This window comes from Pseudovibrio sp. Ad26 (assembly GCF_001623285.1).
GTDB lineage: Bacteria > Pseudomonadota > Alphaproteobacteria > Rhizobiales > Stappiaceae > Pseudovibrio > Pseudovibrio ascidiaceicola.
This window is the reverse complement of sequence record NZ_LMCE01000159.1, coordinates 25,621-44,113: the sequence shown is the minus strand read 5'-3', so window position 1 is coordinate 44,113 and position 18,493 is coordinate 25,621. Positions and strand designations below refer to the sequence as shown.

Here is an 18,493-nt window from a genome sequence, read left to right as displayed (position 1 = left end):
ATGCCACTGCCGTCATGCCGGACGAGCGGAGCGGAGATCCGGTACCCAGTGCTTTGAGGATAGGCGTTGGCGTGGGGCTCTAGATCCCGCATCAAGTGCGGGAAGACGAAGGAGGGGAGGCGATTGATGCTTTGCCTGTTGCGCCATCGCCGTTATGCCGGATGAACGGAGCAGTGATCTGGTGTTCGGTTCTATGAATCGTCACCCAATCACTACGCAGGCAATTGTAAGGTCGCGATCAACATGGTTACACCGTGAAGGCGCGGCTAGATACTGACACCTTGTTGTTGGATGGGTCAGTTGTATTGGCAAAGCAATAGCCATCTGCCTGATGGACTGGCCCGAATTGCAATCCAAGGTCTCCCGCTGCCTTGCAGAAACTTGGAACATCTTCAACATCAAAAACAAGTTTGACCAAGGACTGACCTTCCTTTTGCCCCTTTGATGCAGCGTGTAAAAGTATAGAGAAACCATCACTTTGCGGGCGAAGTTCTACAATCCGATCCCCGTCTTTCTGGATTTCATCAAAGCCAAAGTAACGGCAATAAAATTTGGCCATTTGAGGCAGTTTTTTGGTATAGATAATTAAACGTCCTAAAGATATCGCCATCCGTGAAGTCCTAAGCAGCCTGACTTTAGATGCCAATTATGCTTGGTCATCTGGTTGCAGGCAAGTGCATAGTTCCCGTGAGTTAGGTCGCGGCGAAGGCCCTCTTGAGTCCGCGAATGCTATTTCATGATGACAGACTGTTATCACGAGTTACACTCTATGATCCTTCCTGAGCGTATCCTTAGGGCAACAGGTGCGGGGTTGTTGCAACTTTTCGTTGACAGGTGGGCGGTTCCATTCCACATTCATATGTGAGGCGTAGAAACCTCCTTTCCACGCGGTAGCCGCACCCGTAACTGGCGGATTTTTTGTGCCTTTTTTCTGAAGGCGCGAACCCTTTGCTATGAGCGGGAGGGCGGTGAATACAATACCCTCTTCGGAGGGGAATAAACCCGCCTGCCGTGGTCAGGTTTCTACCCTCCCGCTCGCCAGTGGGCCGTAGAAAGCCCAGTGTCGTGCGGTTCATTCAACAGCCAACCACGTGAGGGCTTTGATTATGGACGACACTGCATGCGCCTGTGGCGCCACAAATACTCTTCAGAATGAATTTGATGACGTGAACGTTGCTGTTTCTGATCTTCAGAATCTTGCTTATGTGCAGCATATGGTGCTGAGCGAGCGGATGAAGAACAGTTGTGAACGTGACGTTTTATTCACTTTGCACTACGCTTTATGTAACCGCCTAGAGGCACTTGATAAGACCTGCGGAATTTTAACTGATGCGTTGTCTGGCACGTCCTTCCCTAAAGGATTTTCCGGTCACGCGACACGCAGCGTCGCCTCTCCACCACCGGTCGAAACCAATATTGTGTCTCTTGATTAGATCACTGTGAACGGCACTCCAAGGGCTGCCTCAACTACCCTTGCACAGCCCTTCATGAGTGTCCTGCTGGTCTGCGGCCGGGCGAAGTGTGCCCGCAGGCCAGCATCCTCGTGTGGCTGTTTTCCAGTGATACGCTTTAGGTACCAAGTTCTTGGCGGAGGATATCTGCAGTTTTCATGGGCATGAACATGCGCAGGGGGTTAGATGGGAGGCTTTGAAACTGAAGTCTCTCATAGATTGCTTTTCTGCTGGCGACCTTCTCCGGGTTTCCGCAGTCGAGTACATCAAGCATGATTACAGCAGCAGCATAACCAGATTGCGATGCGCGAGAAGCACGGCATAAGGCATCGATCAGAAGGTCTTCTCCAATCTTTTGCCCCCGGTAGCGGATGTCTCTGCCGATCATCGAGATATACACGGCAGGAATTGAACCATGACGCGGCGCTGCCCGTTTGCATTTACCCGGAAGGTCCTGATAATGAACTGCATGGGCATTAATGGCATAGAAACCTGCTGTGTCTCCATTGGAGCTGACCATCACGTATATTGACGTGTTGCCTGCATTCCTGAGTTTGTTGGCTGTCTTTTTAAAATAGTTGTCGACCTGTTCAACGCCGCAAGAAAAGTTCGCTCTGTCATGCTTCTCAGGATTGAAAGCTTCAATAAAAAACTGCGTTTCAGCCCCATCCGTAGACGACGACTTTTCCTGAACGCTTACGTCCGTCAACGGCTGGTCACTCGTGTCTTGTAGCGTTTTGCTGCGGTGACGAGTGCTTCATTTGGATCTGGTGGTGTTTCCAGAGCAGCAGTGAAGGCAGCATGATCGACGGCTTCGAGGCGGGTGTGCTCATGCGCTTCAATCACGCGTTCTGCTTCTCGCAGGGCGGCGCTCATCGTAAAGGTGGAGTCGTCCACGCCCGACAGTGCTGCAGCATGCTGTATAGCCGCCTTGATGGGGGCCTTGGTGCGGAAGTTCATCCGCTCCGTGTTGCGGCCTTTGATCTCTTCGGTTTCATCGTTGAATCCAAGCATCGCGTGCCTCCTTTGGCCTGTGTCGCCTTTGTGGCTTTGTACGTCACATGTGCGTACGAGTCAAGAAAGGCGCACTTTATGGCTAGAGGCTGTGGTTGAGCAAAAACTTATTCCCCTTGCTGTTTCTAGATTTATCTTAGTTTTGTGCCCACGCAATCGGGCAGGAGTGGACCGTCCATTCCGCGGCGTGGGTGGGGTTGGGCTGCCGGCATGAGGTAACGTATCGTGTCGGGAGGTCCGGTGAAGCGCCATACCCTTTTGAGGCCACAGTGGTATAGGGAGTTTGGGGTCGTTCCGGAGGGCGTCCGGTGGTGGCAGGAAACTGCCAATGACAGGGAAACCTGTCAGTGACATGGGAACGTGTCATTGACACGGGGACGTGTCAGTCACGTCTGTCCGAGAGGGAGCCCGCGCGTTCATGATAAAAGGCCCGGGCGAGGCGAGTAGCGATGCCGAAGAAACTAATTTAACAAGTAGCGCAGGCAACGCCTGCTCGCCTTGCTCCACCCGTTTAACGGGGACCAAAGCTTCACCACTGCATGGATGGCCATGTGGTGCTATTGGTGTTTGTGGGGAGAGGTAGACATCAGGCATAAAAAAACGGACCCGAAGGCCCGTTTTTCAATTCTTGCTAAAGCAGTTCACGTTTAAGCAGATGAACTGCATTAGCTTTTGTTTGGGCGTATCTTTATCCGAAAAACGGTTTCCACTTTTCGGAGATACGATGTCTGTGAGGCTTATTCGCCGCCGCGGTTATCGCGGAAGCTTTTGCCGCCACCTGGCTTGCCTTCGCCACGACCACGGCCTTCACCACCACGGCCACGACCTTCGCCACCACGGTAGCCACCGCCACCTTCACGACGACCACGACCACGGCCTTCACCGCCGCGTCCGCCTTCACCACGGTAACCGCCGCCACCACCGCCACCGCGGTTGTTGCGATTGCCACCTGGGCGACCACTGCTGCTGCGCTCTGGATTGCCTTCGATACGGGTGATGGTGATTGATTTTTCACCAGTGCCGTTTTCTTTGACAGTTTCCAGGAACTTGTCAGCAAGTTTTGCGTCGAGTTCGAAACGGGCGTCTGCATCAAAGATGCGGATGGAGCCGATGTCATTTTTGGTGATGTGACCTGCGCGGCAGATCATTGGCAGCAACCAACGCGGTTCAGCGTTGTGTTTGCGACCGACGTTGAGGCGGAACCAAACACCGTTGTCGAAGTCTTTGCGTGGCTTGCGCTCGCGTTCACTATCGAAATTGTTGCTTGTTGCCAGCAGTTCTTCTGGTGCAGGCAGACCCTGATGGATCTGGCGCATGTAAGCAGCTGCGATTTGCTCAGCGGTGAACTTCTCAAGAAGTTCCTTCACCATTGGCAGATCTTCTTCGCTCGGTGCTTCCTGCAGATCGGAGGACGCAAGGATGCGCTCACGGTCTTTGTTGCGAATTTCATCGGCTGTTGGCGCTGGCGCCCATTCCGCTTTCACTTTTGCAAAGCCAAGAAGGCGTGTTGCTGTGCGACGGCGGGTGTGTGGGACAACCAGAGTACAAACGCCCTTACGGCCTGCACGACCAGTACGGCCAGAGCGGTGCAACAGGGTGTCTGCGTTGTTTGGCAGGTCTGCGTGGATCACGAGATCCAGGTTTGGCAAGTCAATGCCGCGTGCAGCAACATCGGTTGCCACACAAACGCGGGCCCGGCCATTACGCATAGCGCCAAGAGCGTGGTTACGCTCAGCCTGGCTCAGCTCACCGGAGAGAGCAACAACTGCGAAGCCACGGTTGCCGAGGCGTGCAGACAGGTGCTTCACCATTTCGCGGGTGCCGCAGAAGATGATGGTGTTCTGAGCTTCGTAGAAACGCAGGACGTTGATGATCGCGTTTTCACGGTCGTTTGGTGCGACCTGCATTGCACGATATTCAATATCAGCATGCTGTTCGCGGTTGCTTACTGTTGAAATGCGCTGTGCATCACGCTGGAAGCGTTTTGCGAGGCTTTCAATCTGCTGAGGAACAGTTGCGGAGAACAGCAGAGTGCGGCGTTCTTGTGGTGCAGCGCCAAGAATGAATTCGAGGTCTTCACGGAAGCCAAGGTCCAGCATTTCATCTGCTTCGTCCAGTACAACTGTGCGAAGTGAGGAAGTATCAAAGGAACCACGTTCAATATGGTCACGCAGGCGGCCTGGGGTGCCGACTACGATGTGTGCGCCTGCAGAAAGATTGCGGCGTTCACGGCGCATATCCATACCACCAACACAAGTGGTGATACGAGCACCGGCTTCGCCGTAGAGCCATTCCAGTTCTTTAGAAACCTGGATAGCCAGCTCACGGGTTGGCGCAACACACAATGCAAGAGGTTCGTTCGCACGGCCCATACGCTCTTCATCACCCAGCAGTTCCGGCGCAATAGCGATGCCGAATGCAACTGTTTTACCAGAGCCTGTCTGAGCAGAAACCAAAAGGTCTTTGCCTTTCAGTTTTTCATCAAGAACGGCTGTCTGGACCGGGGTTAGAGACGTGTATTCGCGCTTTTCTAGTGCGGTAGAAAGCGCTGGGGCAACCCCTTCAGGTATCGTCATTTAGTATTTCTTTCGAGGAGGGTCATTATCTATAAAGCAAGAGCTTTGTTGCCCTACCCATCGCTTCCGCTCACTCATGAAACCATAACGGAGGACCATGAGGCGGCAAATGGCAAGCGAGCTCTTTTCTTCGTGGGCCTTGTAGTCTGACTTCGTGAAAAGGTCAATGAGATATAAAAAATAGATATGAAAGGTACATGTAAGTTTGCCGTGGTTCGGAGGTCCTAAGCTTCGAGAAAATGGCTAGAATTAAGGGTCCAAGAGAGCAGTATCACGGGTGATTGTGATAGATAAATCGGGTGTTTGCCACCTAAGTGCTGTTGAGGAATTGGGTGCTTTGATTTTTGAACTGAACGGTGATTTCAGCTTTACGCTAAGACTATTTGCCTTTTTCGTGGGGCAGAACTAAAGAGGGGCGATTAACACACGGAGGCGAAATGGATCAGCTCTCAAACTTCTTTGGTGCAATGCCCTCATGGGTTGGAGTGGTCCTGCTTGTTGTGTTCATTTTGAGTGGCCGTCTGTTCAGAGACGCCTGGAAGCTTCAGGGCGCCAGATGGAAACTGCGGTGCTGGGTTTTCGGGTTGCTTGCCTTGTCGAGCTTTCTGTTGCTGGTGTTCGGCGTTTTTGATTTTGGCTGGGCGAGCAGATAACTTTCTGGTTGCAGAAAACTAGTTTTAAGAGCCTTGGTATATGATAGCTCTCAAATGGCAGAGGTCTGCCGCGAGAAACCTATTGGAGCCAAGAGCATGTTTTCGAAGCCATCATTGATCAGACGAGGTATTACAGCCAAGTTGTTTGGCCTGGCTTTTGGGCTCCTGTGCCTCTACCTCATCGCGTTGCTTAACCTGAATGTTTCGTTTGTGGTTCAGTTCGGCCTGATCCTGTGGTGCATTACGCTTGGTGGCCTGGTGGCGTTGATCGGGGTCATCAACTATCTGCCCTTGCTCAAGTCCATCATGCCGAGCTGGTTCTCTGGCGGTTTCATTTGCGGATGGATGAACTTGCTGCTCTGGCTCATTGGCGGGGATAGTCTGACGTCGATCGGGCAGGGGCTGTTTCCGACGCTGGGTAGTCTGTTTCTTGGTATTGGCTTTGTAGCCATTGGTGTCGGCTTCGGGATTGTCGCCGGGTTCTTTGCCAAGCTGATTGGCGGTGAAGGGCCGGACGTTGCGCGAGATTATACCGACAGCAAATAGCAGGCATGCAAAAGGGGCCTTTCGGCCCCTCGAACGTTTTGAAATGGATGATGATTAAGCTGCGCTCTGCTCTTCCATCGCTTGCTTGCGCTTACACGGCTGCAGCTTTTCACGAAGCGGGCTGTTCGGGTCAATTTCGCGCTTGCAGACGATGCAGTGGTCCGCGCCTTCTATGGCGTTCAAGCCGCCGCAGCTGCCAGTGATCGGCTTGTTTCTGAAAACGGCGCCAATAGCCATTCCTGCTACGACCAGGACCAGCACGATAAACGCGATGATGAAAGTTGCCATTTCGATATTCCGTTATTTCTCTGCAGACTGCTCGAATTTTCTGAACGCGCTGGAAGACCGGGTGATAAAGTGGTCGCCTTCGCGAACGATGAAGAATGCGGCAATCCCTTCACGCTCTGCCAGAGCCATGCCGCGCTTGTCTCCCATTGCAAGGAGGGCTGTTGCCAGACCATCAGCGCGCATCGCATTGTCAGCAATTACAGTTACTGATGCAAGTTTATGCGTTACCGGACGCCCGGATGCAGCATCAATAATGTGTGAGAAGCGTTTGCCGCCCACTTCCTTGTATATGCGATAATCGCCGGATGTCGCCATGCCTTTGTTGCTCACTCGTACGATTTGCTGAACCGCACGAGTTGCGGAGTCTGGCTTTTCGATGCCGACGACCCATGGCTCGTCTTTTGAGTTTTTGCCTTTGGTGACCAGATCGCCGCCGATTTCGACAAGGTATTCGTCAATGCCGTTTTGCTCCAGAACAGAAGCAACTTTGTCGATGCCAAAGCCTTTCGCGATTGCGGAGAGATTGACGGTGGTATCCGTGTTGACCTTACGCAGTGCTGGGGGATCGGTCTCAAACTCCAGCATGGTGCTCATGCCGACAGACTCAAGAGCGTTGCGGATTTCGAGTGGGCTTGGCTGGGGAGGAGTGTCCTGCTTGGTACCAAAGCCCCATAGCTCAATGAGTGGTGCCAGCGTCACGTCAAAATAACCGGCTGTCAGGTTATGAATGCGCAGCGACTCCTGCATCACGATGCTGAAATCGCGAGAGATTGGCGTCCATTCAGTGCTGGTGGAGCGGTTAAAACGGCTGATCTCGGAGTTTTTGTCCCAGTTGGACATGGCCTTGTTGACGCCAACCAGAGCCTCGTCAACCTGCTGCTGCAGTTCCTGTTTGGTTACAGAAGACGACCCTTTGATCGCTTTGACATTGAATGTAGTGCCCATGGTTTTGCCGTGAAGTATGATTTCTTCGCGACTTTTGTCATTGGGTACACATGCTGTGACAAAGATGAGTACGAGAGCTGTAATGAGGAAGCGCATTTAGGCCTCAGAGTTTGTTAATTTCCCCGCGTAATCGGCTTATTCTGGTTTTCTGTCAAGTTAAATAGGGTTTGATACTGCTGTCGCAAAGATCAGCAATAGATGATGGTGAAGAAATTGGTAGGTGGTACTACGTGCATGTGAAAACATAGGGGAAAACTTATTTGAGATAAAATTTTCGCGAAACAGCCTTATTGCCGTTACGTCAATGTCACGAATCCCTATTGAAATTTGCGGTATATCAGGGTATTGGCCCGCATAAATCCGTAGGAATAGCTGACCGCAACGCACTTTAATGGTATGCGGGCGGTTACTCCTAACCGGAGCCATGGATGAGTGACGTTCAGCAATGCTCGGGCTTTGTTGCTGAAATTGCGGTCCGTGGGGGGATTTATCTCGGTTCGACTTGTCAAAGTCAATAATCCGCATGCGCGGCATTTTGTAACTAGCAGAATGACTTAGCATCATTTACCCGTAGATACTCCCGTGAACATCTAGTGGTTTGCCCTAAAAGAAGCCTGACAGGGTAAGGGATGAAGATTACAAAAGGATTGGATCTGCCGATCACCGGTGCTCCGAACCAAGAGATCCACAAGGGTCCAGAGGTTCGCCGTGTTGCAGTGAATGGCGGGGATTACAACGGGTTGAAGCCGCGTATGTTGGTTGCTGAAGGCGATCGCGTCGTAAAGGGTCAGCCTCTTTTCAATGACAAACGCTCCCCTGAAATCAACTATGTTGCTCCGGGTGCTGGTGTTGTTGAAGCAGTCAATCGTGGTGCACGTCGCGTTCTGGAAACCATCGTCATCAAACTGGATGATGGTAACGAAGAACAGATCGCTTTCTCAAAGTTTGAAAACAGCGCTTTGGCAACTCTGGACGCATCTGTCGTTCGTGAGCAACTAGCCAAGTCTGGTCTTTGGACAAGCTTTCGTACCCGCCCATACTCCAAGGTTCCGGTTTTTGAAACGCAGCCGCGTTCCATTTTCGTAACTGCGATGGACACCAACCCGCTTGCTGCGGATGCTGGTGTTATCATCAATGCGAATGCTGGCGCGTTTGAAGCTGGGCTTCAGATTGTCTCTAAACTAACCGATGGTCGCACATTCGTTTGCCACAGCCCGAAGGACAACCTTCCGGGTGCAAGCGTTGCTGGTGTGCAGATGGAAAGTTTTGAAGGTAAGCACCCAGCAGGTAATGCGGGTACTCACATTCACTTCCTCGACCCGGTTAATGAAAACAAGACAGTCTGGACCATCGGTTATCAGGATGTCATCGCAATCGGTAACCTGTTCCTGGCAGGTGAACTGGATGTTTCCCGCGTTGTTTCTGTTGCAGGACCGCTGGCTTCCAAGCCGCGCCTCGTAACAACTCGCATTGGTGCGGATCTGAATGATCTGCTGGCTGGTGAAACACTGCCGGGCATTCCTGCTCGTGTCGTTTCCGGGTCCGTCCTTTCCGGCACTATTGCTGCCGAACAGTTTGCCTTCCTTGGCCGTTACCACACTCAGGTGACGCTGATGGAAGAAGACCACAAACAAGACGTTGTTGGCTGGGTTCGCCCATTCATGACGAAGTGGTCTAACCTTAATGTGCATCCTTCCGGGTTCTTCCGCACCAAGCTGCAGTTCCCATTCGGTACCAACAAGAACGGTTCCATCCGCGCAATCGTTCCATTGGGTACTTATGAGAAGGTCATGCCGCTCGACGTTCTTCCAACTCAGCTGCTCCGCTCCCTGATGGTGCTGGACACTGACATGGCGCAGAAACTTGGCGCTTTGGAGTTGGACGAAGAAGATTTGGCGCTATGCACCTTCATCTGCCATTCCAAGAATGAATACGGAGCTGCGCTGCGTGCAAATCTTGATAAAATCGAGAAAGAGGGCTAACCCGTGAGCTTGCGCGATAGTTTTGATCGTATTGCGCCGCTCTTTGAAAAGGGTGGCAAGTACGAGAAGTTTTACGCCGTCTATGAGATGGTGGATACCTTCATCTACACTCCAAAAACAGTGACCAGCGTTGCGCCGCACGCTCGTGACCACGCTGATCTGAAGCGTGTCATGACGTATGTTGTGCTGGCGACGATCCCTGCGATCCTGTTTGGTATGTACAACACTGGCCTGCAGACAAACTCTGCACTGGCCGCAATGGGCATTACTGAGCCTGCTGGCTGGAGAGCGTTTATTCTCTCTCTGCTGGGTATCGGTTTTAACCCGGACAGCATCTTCGCCAACATGGCGCATGGTGCGCTGTACTTCTTGCCGATTTACATCGTAACGCTCGGTGTCGGCGGCATCTTTGAAGTGCTCTTTGCCATTGTGCGTGGGCACGAAGTGAACGAAGGCTTCTTTGTTTCCTCCATGCTCTACACGCTGATCCTTCCAGCTTCTACGCCGCTATGGCAGGTTGGTCTTGGTATCGCGTTTGGTGTGGTGATCGGCAAGGAAGTGTTTGGTGGTACGGGCAAAAACTTCCTGAACCCGGCGCTTGTTGGCCGTGCGTTCCTCTACTTTGCTTATCCAGCAGCTATGTCTGGTGATGCAGTGTGGACGCCAGTTGATGGCTTCTCTGGTGCAACTGCACTGGGTGTTGCTGCGTCTGACGGCATGCAGGGACTGGCAGCAAACGGCATCACATGGATGAGCTCTTTCGTTGGTACCATTCAGGGATCCTTCGGTGAAACCTCCACGATTGCAATTGCTCTTGGCGGTGTGTTCCTCGTGACCACAGGTATCGCAAACTACCGTCTCATCCTTGGTTGTCTGGCGGGCATGATTGGTTTCAGTCTGTTGCTGAACCTGATTGGCTCCGAGACCAACCCGATGTTTGCAATGCCTTGGTACTGGCACCTTGTCACTGGTGGCTTCATGTTTGGCCTCGTGTTCATGGTGACTGAGCCTGTGACTGCTGCGATGACAAATCCGGGCCGTTACATCTACGCTGCCCTGATTGGCGTGATGTGTATCCTGATCCGTGTCATCAACCCGGCCTTCCCAGAAGGCATGATGTTGGCAATCCTGTTCGGCAATATCTTTTCTCCGCTGATCGACTACTTCGTTGTGAAGGCGAACATCACACGGAGGATGAAGCGCCATGCCTAATGCTGAAAACACAACAGCTCCTACAGGTCTTTGGGCGCGCTTCAATGCGATGCCTCTGGACTCTGCTCCGCGTACGATTACCGTTGCTGTGGTTCTGTGTCTGATCTGTTCGATGATTGTTTCCGGTGCTGCAGTGCTGCTTAAGCCTCAGCAGGAGATCAACAAAACGCTGGATAAGAAAACCAACATCCTCAAGGTTGCTGGTCTCTATGAAGCTGGTGTCGACGTTGAAAAGGCATTTGGTGCCTTTGAACCGCGGCTTGTTGATGTTGCAACTGGCAAGTTCTCTGATGCGGCCGACGCTGCGACCTATGACCAGCGCGCCGCTGCAAAAGATCCGGTTCTTTCCATTGCTTTGGATAATGATCCGGCATCCATCAAACGTCAGGCTAAACTGGCTTCAGTTTATCTGTTGCGCGATGATGCAGGCAAGATTGAGCGTATCATTTTGCCAGTGCATGGCTACGGTTTGTGGTCCACGCTTTATGGTTTCATTGCTCTGAATGCTGATGGCAATGAAGTGTATGGTCTGCGCTTTTACTCCCACGGTGAGACCCCGGGTCTTGGTGCGGAAGTAGACAATCCAAAATGGATGGCTCAATGGCCGGGCAAGCTGGTTTATGGCGATAGCGGGTCCGTGGACATCGGTGTCGGCAAATCTGCTCCAGCGGGTATTGATGGCTCCAAACACCACATCGATGCGATTGCAGGTGCAACGTTGACATCCCGTGGTGTCGACAACCTCGTCAAATTCTGGATGGGCGAGCAGGGCTTCAAGACCTTCCTCGACAATCTGAAAAAAGGAGAGGCGTAATGGCTGGCAAAGACTTGTCCATGCTCAAGGACCCGATGGTCGATAACAACCCGATCACGCTTCAGGTTCTTGGCATCTGTTCCGCGCTTGCGGTAACCTCTTCCTTGAAGGTTGCGCTGGTGATGGCGATTGCGGTGACGCTTGTGACAGCGTTCTCCAACTTCTTCATCTCTCTTTTGCGTAACCAGATCCCGTCTTCTATCCGCATTATTGTGCAGATGGTGATTATTGCGTCTCTCGTTATTCTGGTTGATCAGGTTCTGAAGGCGTATCTCTACGAGATCTCCAAGACACTCTCCGTGTTTGTTGGTCTGATCATCACCAACTGTATCGTTATGGGGCGCGCGGAAGCGTACGCTATGAAGAACCCACCAATCCCATCTTTCCTTGATGGTATCGGTAACGGTCTGGGTTACTCCCTGATCCTGCTGCTGGTTGGTGTTGTGCGTGAGCTACTTGGCTCAGGTTCCCTGTTTGGTGTGCAGATCCTTGAGACCGTGAACAACGGTGGCTGGTATGTGCCAAACGGCTTGCTGCTGCTGCCTCCGTCCGCGTTCTTCGTGATCGGCCTGCTGATCTGGGGTTTCCGTACCTGGAAGCCTGCGCAGGTTGAGAAGCGCGACTATAAAATCATGGAAACTGAGGGAGCTCACTGATTATGGAAGGGCTTCTTTCCCTCGCCGTCAAGGCGATCTTTATCGAGAACCTCGCGCTCTCCTTCTTCCTTGGAATGTGTACGTTCCTTGCGGTTTCCAAGAAGGTTGAGACTGCGCTGGGTCTGGGTATCTCCGTTGTTGTTGTGCAGGCGCTGACTGTGCCAATCAACAACGTGCTTTACACCACGCTGCTTAATGACAATGCGTTGGCATGGGCTGGGCTTGAAGGCACTGATCTGCGCTTTCTGGGCTTGATCTCCTACATCGGCGTTATCGCTGCTGTGGTGCAGATCCTCGAGATGTTCCTCGATCGCTATGTTCCTGCGCTTTACAACGCGCTGGGTATCTTCCTGCCACTGATCACAGTGAACTGCGCGATTATGGGTGGTTCTTTGTTCATGGTGGAGCGTGACTACAATCTGGGTGAAGCATCCGTTTACGGTGTGTCCTCCGGTATCGGTTGGGCGCTGGCGATTACTGCAATGGCTGGTGTGCGTGAAAAGCTGAAATACTCTGATGTTCCTGATGGACTGCAGGGTCTTGGCATCACCTTCATCACTGCTGGTTTGATGGCTATGGGTTTCATGGCTTTCTCAGGCGTGAAGCTGTAAGGGGACGAGTAGATGCAAGACTTTACCTGGGGCATTACGCTCTTCACTCTGATCGTGCTTGCGCTGGTGATCGTCATTTTGATGGCGCGCAGCAAGCTGGTTGCATCCGGTGATGTTCAGATCAGTATCAATGGTGAGAAGACACTGTCCGTTCCTGCGGGTGGCAAGCTACTCAACGTTCTGGCAGATCAGAAAATCTTCGTTCCTTCCGCCTGTGGTGGCGGTGGAACCTGTGCTCAGTGCCGCGTGAAAGTGCACGAGGGTGGTGGTTCTATTCTGGCGACTGAAGAAAGCCATATCACCAAGCGTGAAGCACGCTGCGGTGATCGTCTTTCCTGTCAGGTTGCTGTGAAGCAGGACATGAAGATCGAAGTGCCTGAAGAAGTGTTCGGCGTGAAAAAGTGGGAGTGTACTGTTCGCTCCAACGAGAACGTTGCAACCTTCATTAAGGCGCTGGTTCTGGACCTGCCTGAAGGCGAAGACGTGAACTTCCGCGCTGGTGGTTATATTCAGATTGAAGCGCCTGCGCACAAGCTGAAATACACTGAGTTCGACATTGAAGAGCAGTACCGCGAAGACTGGGACAAGTTCAATCTCTGGCAGTATGAGTCCATCGTGGATGAGCCAGTTGAACGCGCTTACTCCATGGCAAACTACCCGGACGAAAAAGGCATGATCATGCTGAACGTTCGTGTGGCGTCGCCTCCTCCGGGCACTCAGGGTATTCCTGCCGGTAAGATGTCCTCCTTCATCTTCAACCTGAAGCCGGGTGACAAGGTGACGATTTCCGGTCCGTTTGGTGAGTTCTTTGCTCGCGAAACCGACAAGGAAATGGTGTTCATCGGTGGTGGTGCTGGTATGGCGCCTATGCGCTCGCACATCTTCGATCAGTTGAAGCGTCTTGAGAACCGCGATCGTAAGATCACTTTCTGGTACGGTGCACGTTCCAAGAAAGAGATGTTCTTTGTTGAGGACTTCGACCAGCTGGCGAAAGAGTTCCCGAACTTCACATGGCATGTGGCGCTTTCTGATCCTCAGCCAGATGATGACTGGGATGGTTACACCGGGTTCATTCACAACGTGCTCTACAACGAGTACCTGAAGGACCACGCTGCGCCAGAAGACTGTGAGTACTACATGTGTGGCCCTCCAATCATGAACCAGTCCGTGATCAACATGCTGGTTGATATGGGCGTGGAACGTGAAGACATCATGCTGGACGACTTCGGCGGCTAAGCGCTGAGACTATTGCAAGAATTGAGAGACCCGGTGTCGAGAGGCGCCGGGTTTTTTTATTGTCCTAAACGGAAGGTATGCGATAATTAATACAATTTTTGATTGAGTTTTGTTGAGTAGTGATAATGAATAATTCGCAGATTAGTTTATGGAATTACCTGCGTGAGTTCACGAGGGTTTATCTGCTTATTAGCATAAATCTGACCGTCCTTATGGTAATATGCTTGGCTTTTCTTGATGTGTTGCTCCCATTGCAATGGATAGCCTATGTTGTGCGTGTATCTATTGGAGCAAACATCGGTAAGTCATTCTACAGCAAGCATAAACAACATCCGAATACGAATGCTTTGGTTAAACTTGCGGTATTTTGCTGTTTGATTGCCTTCATAATTGATGGGGTTTCAGCTTATCTCTCTTTGCCAAACCTTGACCGTATGTTTGAAAGCCCATTCTGGGCTCTAAGCATTCTGCTAGTGACGCAAACGTCGAGCTTCGGGCTCATTTGGTGTGGTTTGAAGCAGGGAATGCGAGCTGCTGAGAAGGCTGAGATTGATTGTATATCGTGAATTTAATGAGAATGAGTTGGACGGAACATGAGAAGTGCAAACTCTCATCGTTTGTGCGTGCATTACAATGTTGGATTTAAAAATGGTTTATTTTCAGGGTGTTACTAAATTTATCGCGTCCTATGTCTTTATGCTCGTAGTTATCTTTACCTTCAATATCATGGTCATTCAGTTCGTCGATGAGCCGGTGTCGTTTTGGAAAGCTGCATGGCCAATGGGCATGATTGCTGGTTTTCTGCTTGGCTTCAAAATGAATGAGAAACGGCAAGTCAGGTCAAATATTGGGTCTCTATTGCAGTTGGCCGTTCTGTGCTTTGTTGGCTCGTTAACGGTGCAAGGTGTTATTAGCTACATTGGGTCATCCAACTTACTTGAGATGAAGGCCGCGAAAAATCTTACTGTAGATTTTGACGCGATTTGGTTGGTCTCACAGTTCGGGTTAATCTTAGTTGGTTTGTGGTTCGGTGGCTGGATCAATGAAAAGTTAGAAGGTGGCCAACTACTTGACTTGTTGCCGTGTGAAGCAAAACTCTTAACTCTCGAAAGCCAACTTCTTCAGCCCTCAGTTCGTGGAGATCAGCAGCAACTTGAGTTGTTGCTGCACGCAGACTTCATAGAGATTGGTGCGAGTGGTCGTATGTATGATCGGGCGCAGATACTCAATGAGCTTCCGAGTGAAGCAGTGGATTATCCAGTCAGAACAATTGAGAATTTTCGGCTGCGTGAGTTGAGCGAGGGGCTCATTCAGGTGTTTTACAGCATTGCCGAGAATGCGACGCAGCGGACATCCATTTGGAAGCTTGAGGATGAGCAGTGGTCCATGATTTATCATCAAGGAACACGCAGAGCACCATAGTGGGTGGTTAACCCTCAGAGTTCTCTAAAATCCGACTGTTTGTGTGCGCGTCGATTAAATACTTTGGCTCCTAATATGCGTGCTGGTGAATTTTTACTAGAGCCTTTTGTGGTGGTGAATATCTAGCTGAGGCTCTCAGTCTTGTTGCGTGTATCCCGTGGGAAACTGAACCGTCCAGCTTGGGATCCGCAGTAGAGGGTTGGGTATGACGCATAACACCGCTTTGCTCATTATTGCATGCCAGAACGACCATTTTCCCGGTGGGAAATTTGAGTTGCCGAAACAGATGGAAGCTGCGACTAACATTGTGCAGTTACTCAAGGATGCCCGGCAGCACCATGAGTTCGTCATTCATATCAAACATGTTTATGAAGACCCCAAGTCACCTTACATGGCCGAAGGATCTTTTGGTGCCGAGATCAATAAAATGGTCTGGCCGAGAGATGGCGAGCCGATTGTCACCAAATATAACTTCAATGCCCTAGAAGGGACGAACCTGCGGGAGTTGCTGACAGATCATAAGATAGATGATCTGGTGATCTGCGGTTCGATGACACAATACTGCATTGTTGAGACAGCACGGGCGACTTTGGATCTCGGTTACCCGGTTACTGTTGTGTACGATGCCTGCGCAGCGAGTTGCATGGAGTTCCGTGGGCGTGAAGTGTCCGTGGATGATGTGCAGGCCTCAATTATGGCTTCTCTGATCTTTTCCAATGCGGCTGTCGTTTCGACGGATGAGTTTTTGACCCAACCTCATTAAGCTGCAGCGCTTTGATATCCGAATTTTTGGCGGTACTGACCAGGGCTGAGGCCTGTGGTTTTGATGAATACGCGGCGGCAAGCTGTTGGGTCTTCGTAACCAATGTCCCATGCGATCTCGTTGAAGGACCGTTTGGTTTGCTCCAGCTGCTGGCGTGCTTCGGTTATGCGAAGTTGCTGTAAATAGGTGTTTGGCGTGTGCCCTGTCGCGACTTCAAACCGTCTTTGAAAGGTTCGTCCTGTCAATCCGGCTTTTTCTGCCATTTCGGGTACTGTCAATTTTTTCTTATAGGTGGTCTGAAGCCAATGTTGGGCTTTGAGAATAGCCTGATCACCGTGTGAGAAATTGGGATAGAAACGACTATAGTTCTTCTGTTCTCGCCCCGCTGGGTCAATGAGAAACCTGCGAGAGACTTCGAGCATGGTTGTGTGATCGATGAAGTGATCGATTAACCTGAGACCCAAATCAGTCCATGCCATGATACCGCCTGCGGTAATGACATCGCCTTCGTCGACGATCATTTTGTCAGTATCGAGTTGTACCAAGGGGTATTTCTTTGCAAAATCCTCGGTGATTGCCCAGTGTGTTGTAGCAGGTCTGTTATCGAGAATACCCGTTTCGGCGAGTAGCATTGCACCGACGCAGATTGAGCAGAGAATGGCGCCATGCTCATGCTGGTGTCTGAGCCATTGGATGAGTGCTGGTGAGACGGTTGGGTGATCATCAACCAGACTGGGAGGCAGGATTATCGCAGAGAAACTGGTGGTTCCGACTGAACTGATCTGATCTTCGTGAAGTACGGTTGCCTCAATACTGCTGGCATTTCTTTTGCTGGCAGCGTTGAACATATCGATCAGCCCATAAACCGCTGAGAGTTGAGCGCCGGTGTAGGACAGGATGCCGATAGGATGATGTGTCTCTGATCTGGTCATGTGGCAATTATAGCATGTTTTATGTCGTATATGCCAATCGAGTTGATTGGAGGTGTTGATTAGGTTTGCTGCTGACAAGAGCAAATCTAAGGAGGCACAAATGTCTAAATCCGCACTGGTTATTGTTGACGTTCAGAACGACTATTTCCCTGGTGGTGCCTGGGAGCTGAATGGGCAGGTTGAAGCTGCTCAGAATGTAAAGCGCCTGTTGGAAGACAGTCGCAGCAAGAAAACACCGGTCATTCACATTCAGCATGTGGTTGAAGCAGGCAATGCGCCGTTCTTCAATGCAGGCACTGAAGGTGTTAAAATTCATGATGATGTGGTGCCTCAGGATGGTGAGCCGCTTGTGACCAAGCAGTTTGCAAATAGCTTTCTGCAAACCAACTTGAAAGAGCTGCTAGATGAGCAAGGCATTGAGCATCTGGTTGTTGTCGGCTCTATGTCTCACAACTGCATTGATGCAACAGTGCGCGGCGCTGTCGATCTGGGGTATACAGCGACCATTATTGAAGATGCTTGTACGACATTGGATATGGAACACAACGGCGAAACTATTCCCGCGAAGTACGTGCACGGTGCGTTCATGGCATCACTGGCTTTTGCATACGGCAAAGTTGTCAGCACAGACGAGTATCTGGCCGCTTAACGTAGGCTTTTGCTGCTTTCAGAAGCCGGCTCTTGAGGCTGGCTTCTGATCAGGGTTAGCTCGGGATTTTATAAAATCTGCTTTTTAAAATCCGGCATGCTTAAACGTGTTGGCCTTATTGTTTGCTCAAATAAGACCAATCGAACTGAGGTGTGCTTATGCTAAAAAGGGCCCTGATTATTGTTGACTGCCAGAATGATTATTTCCCCGGTGGCAGCTGTCCTTTAGCAGGGCAGGTAGAAGCAGGAAAAAACATTGCCCGCCTTCTTGAGGTGGTGCGAGATAACGACGAAAACGTCATCCACCTTCAGCACATGTACAAAGATAAGACAGAGCCTTATCTGGTAGAGGGATCGCCAGGGGTGGAGATTAACGAGTGTGCCAGGCCCGTGAACGGGGAGCCTGTTGTCGTTAAAAATTATATGAATGGCTATAAGGACACCAACTTGCAGCAGATCCTCGTTGAGGCTGGCATTGATGAGATCGTCATGTGTGGCTCTATGAGCCAGAATTGTGTGAACGCGACTGCGCGTCAGACCCTTGATCTGGGTTACCCGCTGACTATCATCTACGATGCCTGCGCTACAGAGGATCTTGAGTTCAATGGCGTAACCGTCCCAGCGGATCATGTTCACACGGCAATGATGGCGTCTTTAAGATTTGCGCATAGCAACGTGATTTCTACCGATGAATTCCTGCATTCGTTGAATGGAGCTTAATCAACGTTTTGGATGAGCAACCTT

At 51.1% G+C, this 18,493-nt stretch carries 21 protein-coding genes; 14 read left to right on the top strand and 7 right to left on the bottom strand.

Annotated features, from left to right (window positions below; all coding sequences use genetic code 11):
- Positions 1-247 precede the first annotated feature (247 nt).
- Positions 248-604, bottom strand: a complete 357-nt coding sequence (locus PsAD26_RS28390) for a VOC family protein (protein ID WP_057465498.1) — start codon at positions 602-604, stop codon at positions 248-250.
- A 502-nt stretch (positions 605-1,106) separates the two neighbouring features.
- Here PsAD26_RS28390 and PsAD26_RS28385 point away from each other — a divergent pair.
- Positions 1,107-1,433, top strand: a complete 327-nt coding sequence (locus tag PsAD26_RS28385) for a hypothetical protein (RefSeq protein ID WP_063286137.1) — start codon at positions 1,107-1,109, stop codon at positions 1,431-1,433.
- A gap of 136 nt (positions 1,434-1,569) precedes the next feature.
- On the opposite strand, the gene PsAD26_RS28380 is transcribed toward PsAD26_RS28385, so the two are convergent.
- The 3 genes from PsAD26_RS28380 to PsAD26_RS28370 form a co-directional block, all read right to left on the bottom strand.
- Complete coding sequence (locus PsAD26_RS28380; protein ID WP_244278357.1) at positions 1,570-2,160, bottom strand: GNAT family N-acetyltransferase; 591 nt, start codon at positions 2,158-2,160, stop codon at positions 1,570-1,572.
- A complete protein-coding gene (locus PsAD26_RS28375; protein WP_063291482.1) occupies positions 2,157-2,465 on the bottom strand; it encodes a DUF1778 domain-containing protein in 309 nt (102 codons plus the stop codon). Before PsAD26_RS28375 ends, PsAD26_RS28380 begins: the two co-directional genes overlap by 4 nt.
- Positions 2,466-3,202: 737 nt before the next feature.
- Positions 3,203-5,041, bottom strand: a complete 1,839-nt coding sequence (locus tag PsAD26_RS28370; RefSeq protein ID WP_063313085.1) for a DEAD/DEAH box helicase — start codon at positions 5,039-5,041, stop codon at positions 3,203-3,205.
- A gap of 437 nt (positions 5,042-5,478) precedes the next feature.
- Between PsAD26_RS28370 and PsAD26_RS28365 the strand changes: the two genes are divergently transcribed.
- The gene (locus PsAD26_RS28365; protein ID WP_063291484.1) at positions 5,479-5,694 is read left to right on the top strand and encodes a hypothetical protein; all 216 of its coding nucleotides are present in this window, start codon (positions 5,479-5,481) and stop codon (positions 5,692-5,694) included.
- A 96-nt stretch (positions 5,695-5,790) separates the two neighbouring features.
- Positions 5,791-6,240 (top strand): hypothetical protein, encoded by a 450-nt coding sequence (locus PsAD26_RS28360; protein ID WP_108820489.1) that lies wholly within the window; start codon positions 5,791-5,793, stop codon positions 6,238-6,240.
- Positions 6,241-6,294: 54 nt separating this feature from the next.
- On the opposite strand, the gene nqrM is transcribed toward PsAD26_RS28360, so the two are convergent.
- Entirely contained in the window at positions 6,295-6,528 is a 234-nt protein-coding gene (nqrM, locus tag PsAD26_RS28355) for a (Na+)-NQR maturation NqrM (RefSeq protein WP_063313084.1), read from the bottom strand.
- Positions 6,529-6,540: 12 nt separating this feature from the next.
- Positions 6,541-7,569: an FAD:protein FMN transferase gene (locus PsAD26_RS28350; protein ID WP_063313083.1), complete on the bottom strand. Its 1,029-nt coding sequence runs from the start codon at positions 7,567-7,569 to the stop codon at positions 6,541-6,543.
- A gap of 533 nt (positions 7,570-8,102) precedes the next feature.
- Here PsAD26_RS28350 and PsAD26_RS28345 point away from each other — a divergent pair.
- From PsAD26_RS28345 to PsAD26_RS28305, 9 genes are all read left to right on the top strand, one after another.
- Positions 8,103-9,455: a Na(+)-translocating NADH-quinone reductase subunit A gene (locus PsAD26_RS28345; RefSeq protein ID WP_063313082.1), complete on the top strand. Its 1,353-nt coding sequence runs from the start codon at positions 8,103-8,105 to the stop codon at positions 9,453-9,455.
- 3 nt (positions 9,456-9,458) lie between these two features.
- On the top strand, positions 9,459-10,667 hold the full coding sequence (locus tag PsAD26_RS28340; protein WP_063313081.1) for an NADH:ubiquinone reductase (Na(+)-transporting) subunit B: 1,209 nt from the start codon (positions 9,459-9,461) through the stop codon (positions 10,665-10,667).
- Positions 10,660-11,481 (top strand): Na(+)-translocating NADH-quinone reductase subunit C, encoded by an 822-nt coding sequence (locus tag PsAD26_RS28335; RefSeq protein ID WP_063313080.1) that lies wholly within the window; start codon positions 10,660-10,662, stop codon positions 11,479-11,481. Before PsAD26_RS28340 ends, PsAD26_RS28335 begins: the two co-directional genes overlap by 8 nt.
- A complete protein-coding gene (locus PsAD26_RS28330) occupies positions 11,481-12,137 on the top strand; it encodes an NADH:ubiquinone reductase (Na(+)-transporting) subunit D (RefSeq protein ID WP_057465439.1) in 657 nt (218 codons plus the stop codon). The genes PsAD26_RS28335 and PsAD26_RS28330 overlap by 1 nt, the downstream gene beginning before the upstream one ends.
- Before the next feature lie 2 nt (positions 12,138-12,139).
- The gene (gene nqrE / locus PsAD26_RS28325; protein WP_057465438.1) at positions 12,140-12,748 is read left to right on the top strand and encodes an NADH:ubiquinone reductase (Na(+)-transporting) subunit E; all 609 of its coding nucleotides are present in this window, start codon (positions 12,140-12,142) and stop codon (positions 12,746-12,748) included.
- Positions 12,749-12,760: 12 nt separating this feature from the next.
- Entirely contained in the window at positions 12,761-13,984 is a 1,224-nt protein-coding gene (nqrF, locus tag PsAD26_RS28320; protein ID WP_063313079.1) for an NADH:ubiquinone reductase (Na(+)-transporting) subunit F, read from the top strand.
- 125 nt (positions 13,985-14,109) lie between these two features.
- Positions 14,110-14,550: an ABZJ_00895 family protein gene (locus tag PsAD26_RS28315; protein ID WP_063313078.1), complete on the top strand. Its 441-nt coding sequence runs from the start codon at positions 14,110-14,112 to the stop codon at positions 14,548-14,550.
- Positions 14,551-14,584: 34 nt separating this feature from the next.
- Positions 14,585-15,406, top strand: a complete 822-nt coding sequence (locus tag PsAD26_RS28310) for a nuclear transport factor 2 family protein (RefSeq protein WP_153041602.1) — start codon at positions 14,585-14,587, stop codon at positions 15,404-15,406.
- Between the two features lie 205 nt (positions 15,407-15,611).
- Positions 15,612-16,169 carry an isochorismatase family protein gene (locus PsAD26_RS28305; RefSeq protein ID WP_063313076.1) on the top strand — a complete coding sequence of 186 codons (558 nt, stop codon included), beginning with the start codon at positions 15,612-15,614 and terminating at the stop codon, positions 16,167-16,169.
- Here PsAD26_RS28305 and PsAD26_RS28300 read toward each other — a convergent pair.
- Positions 16,166-17,101: a GlxA family transcriptional regulator gene (locus tag PsAD26_RS28300; protein WP_063313075.1), complete on the bottom strand. Its 936-nt coding sequence runs from the start codon at positions 17,099-17,101 to the stop codon at positions 16,166-16,168. The genes PsAD26_RS28305 and PsAD26_RS28300 overlap by 4 nt on opposite strands.
- A gap of 100 nt (positions 17,102-17,201) precedes the next feature.
- Here PsAD26_RS28300 and PsAD26_RS28295 point away from each other — a divergent pair, with 100 nt between their 5' ends.
- On the top strand, positions 17,202-17,750 hold the full coding sequence (locus PsAD26_RS28295) for a cysteine hydrolase family protein (RefSeq protein ID WP_063313074.1): 549 nt from the start codon (positions 17,202-17,204) through the stop codon (positions 17,748-17,750).
- Positions 17,751-17,908: 158 nt separating this feature from the next.
- A complete protein-coding gene (locus PsAD26_RS28290) occupies positions 17,909-18,469 on the top strand; it encodes a cysteine hydrolase family protein (RefSeq protein ID WP_063313073.1) in 561 nt (186 codons plus the stop codon).
- The last annotated feature ends 24 nt before the right edge of the window (positions 18,470-18,493 follow it).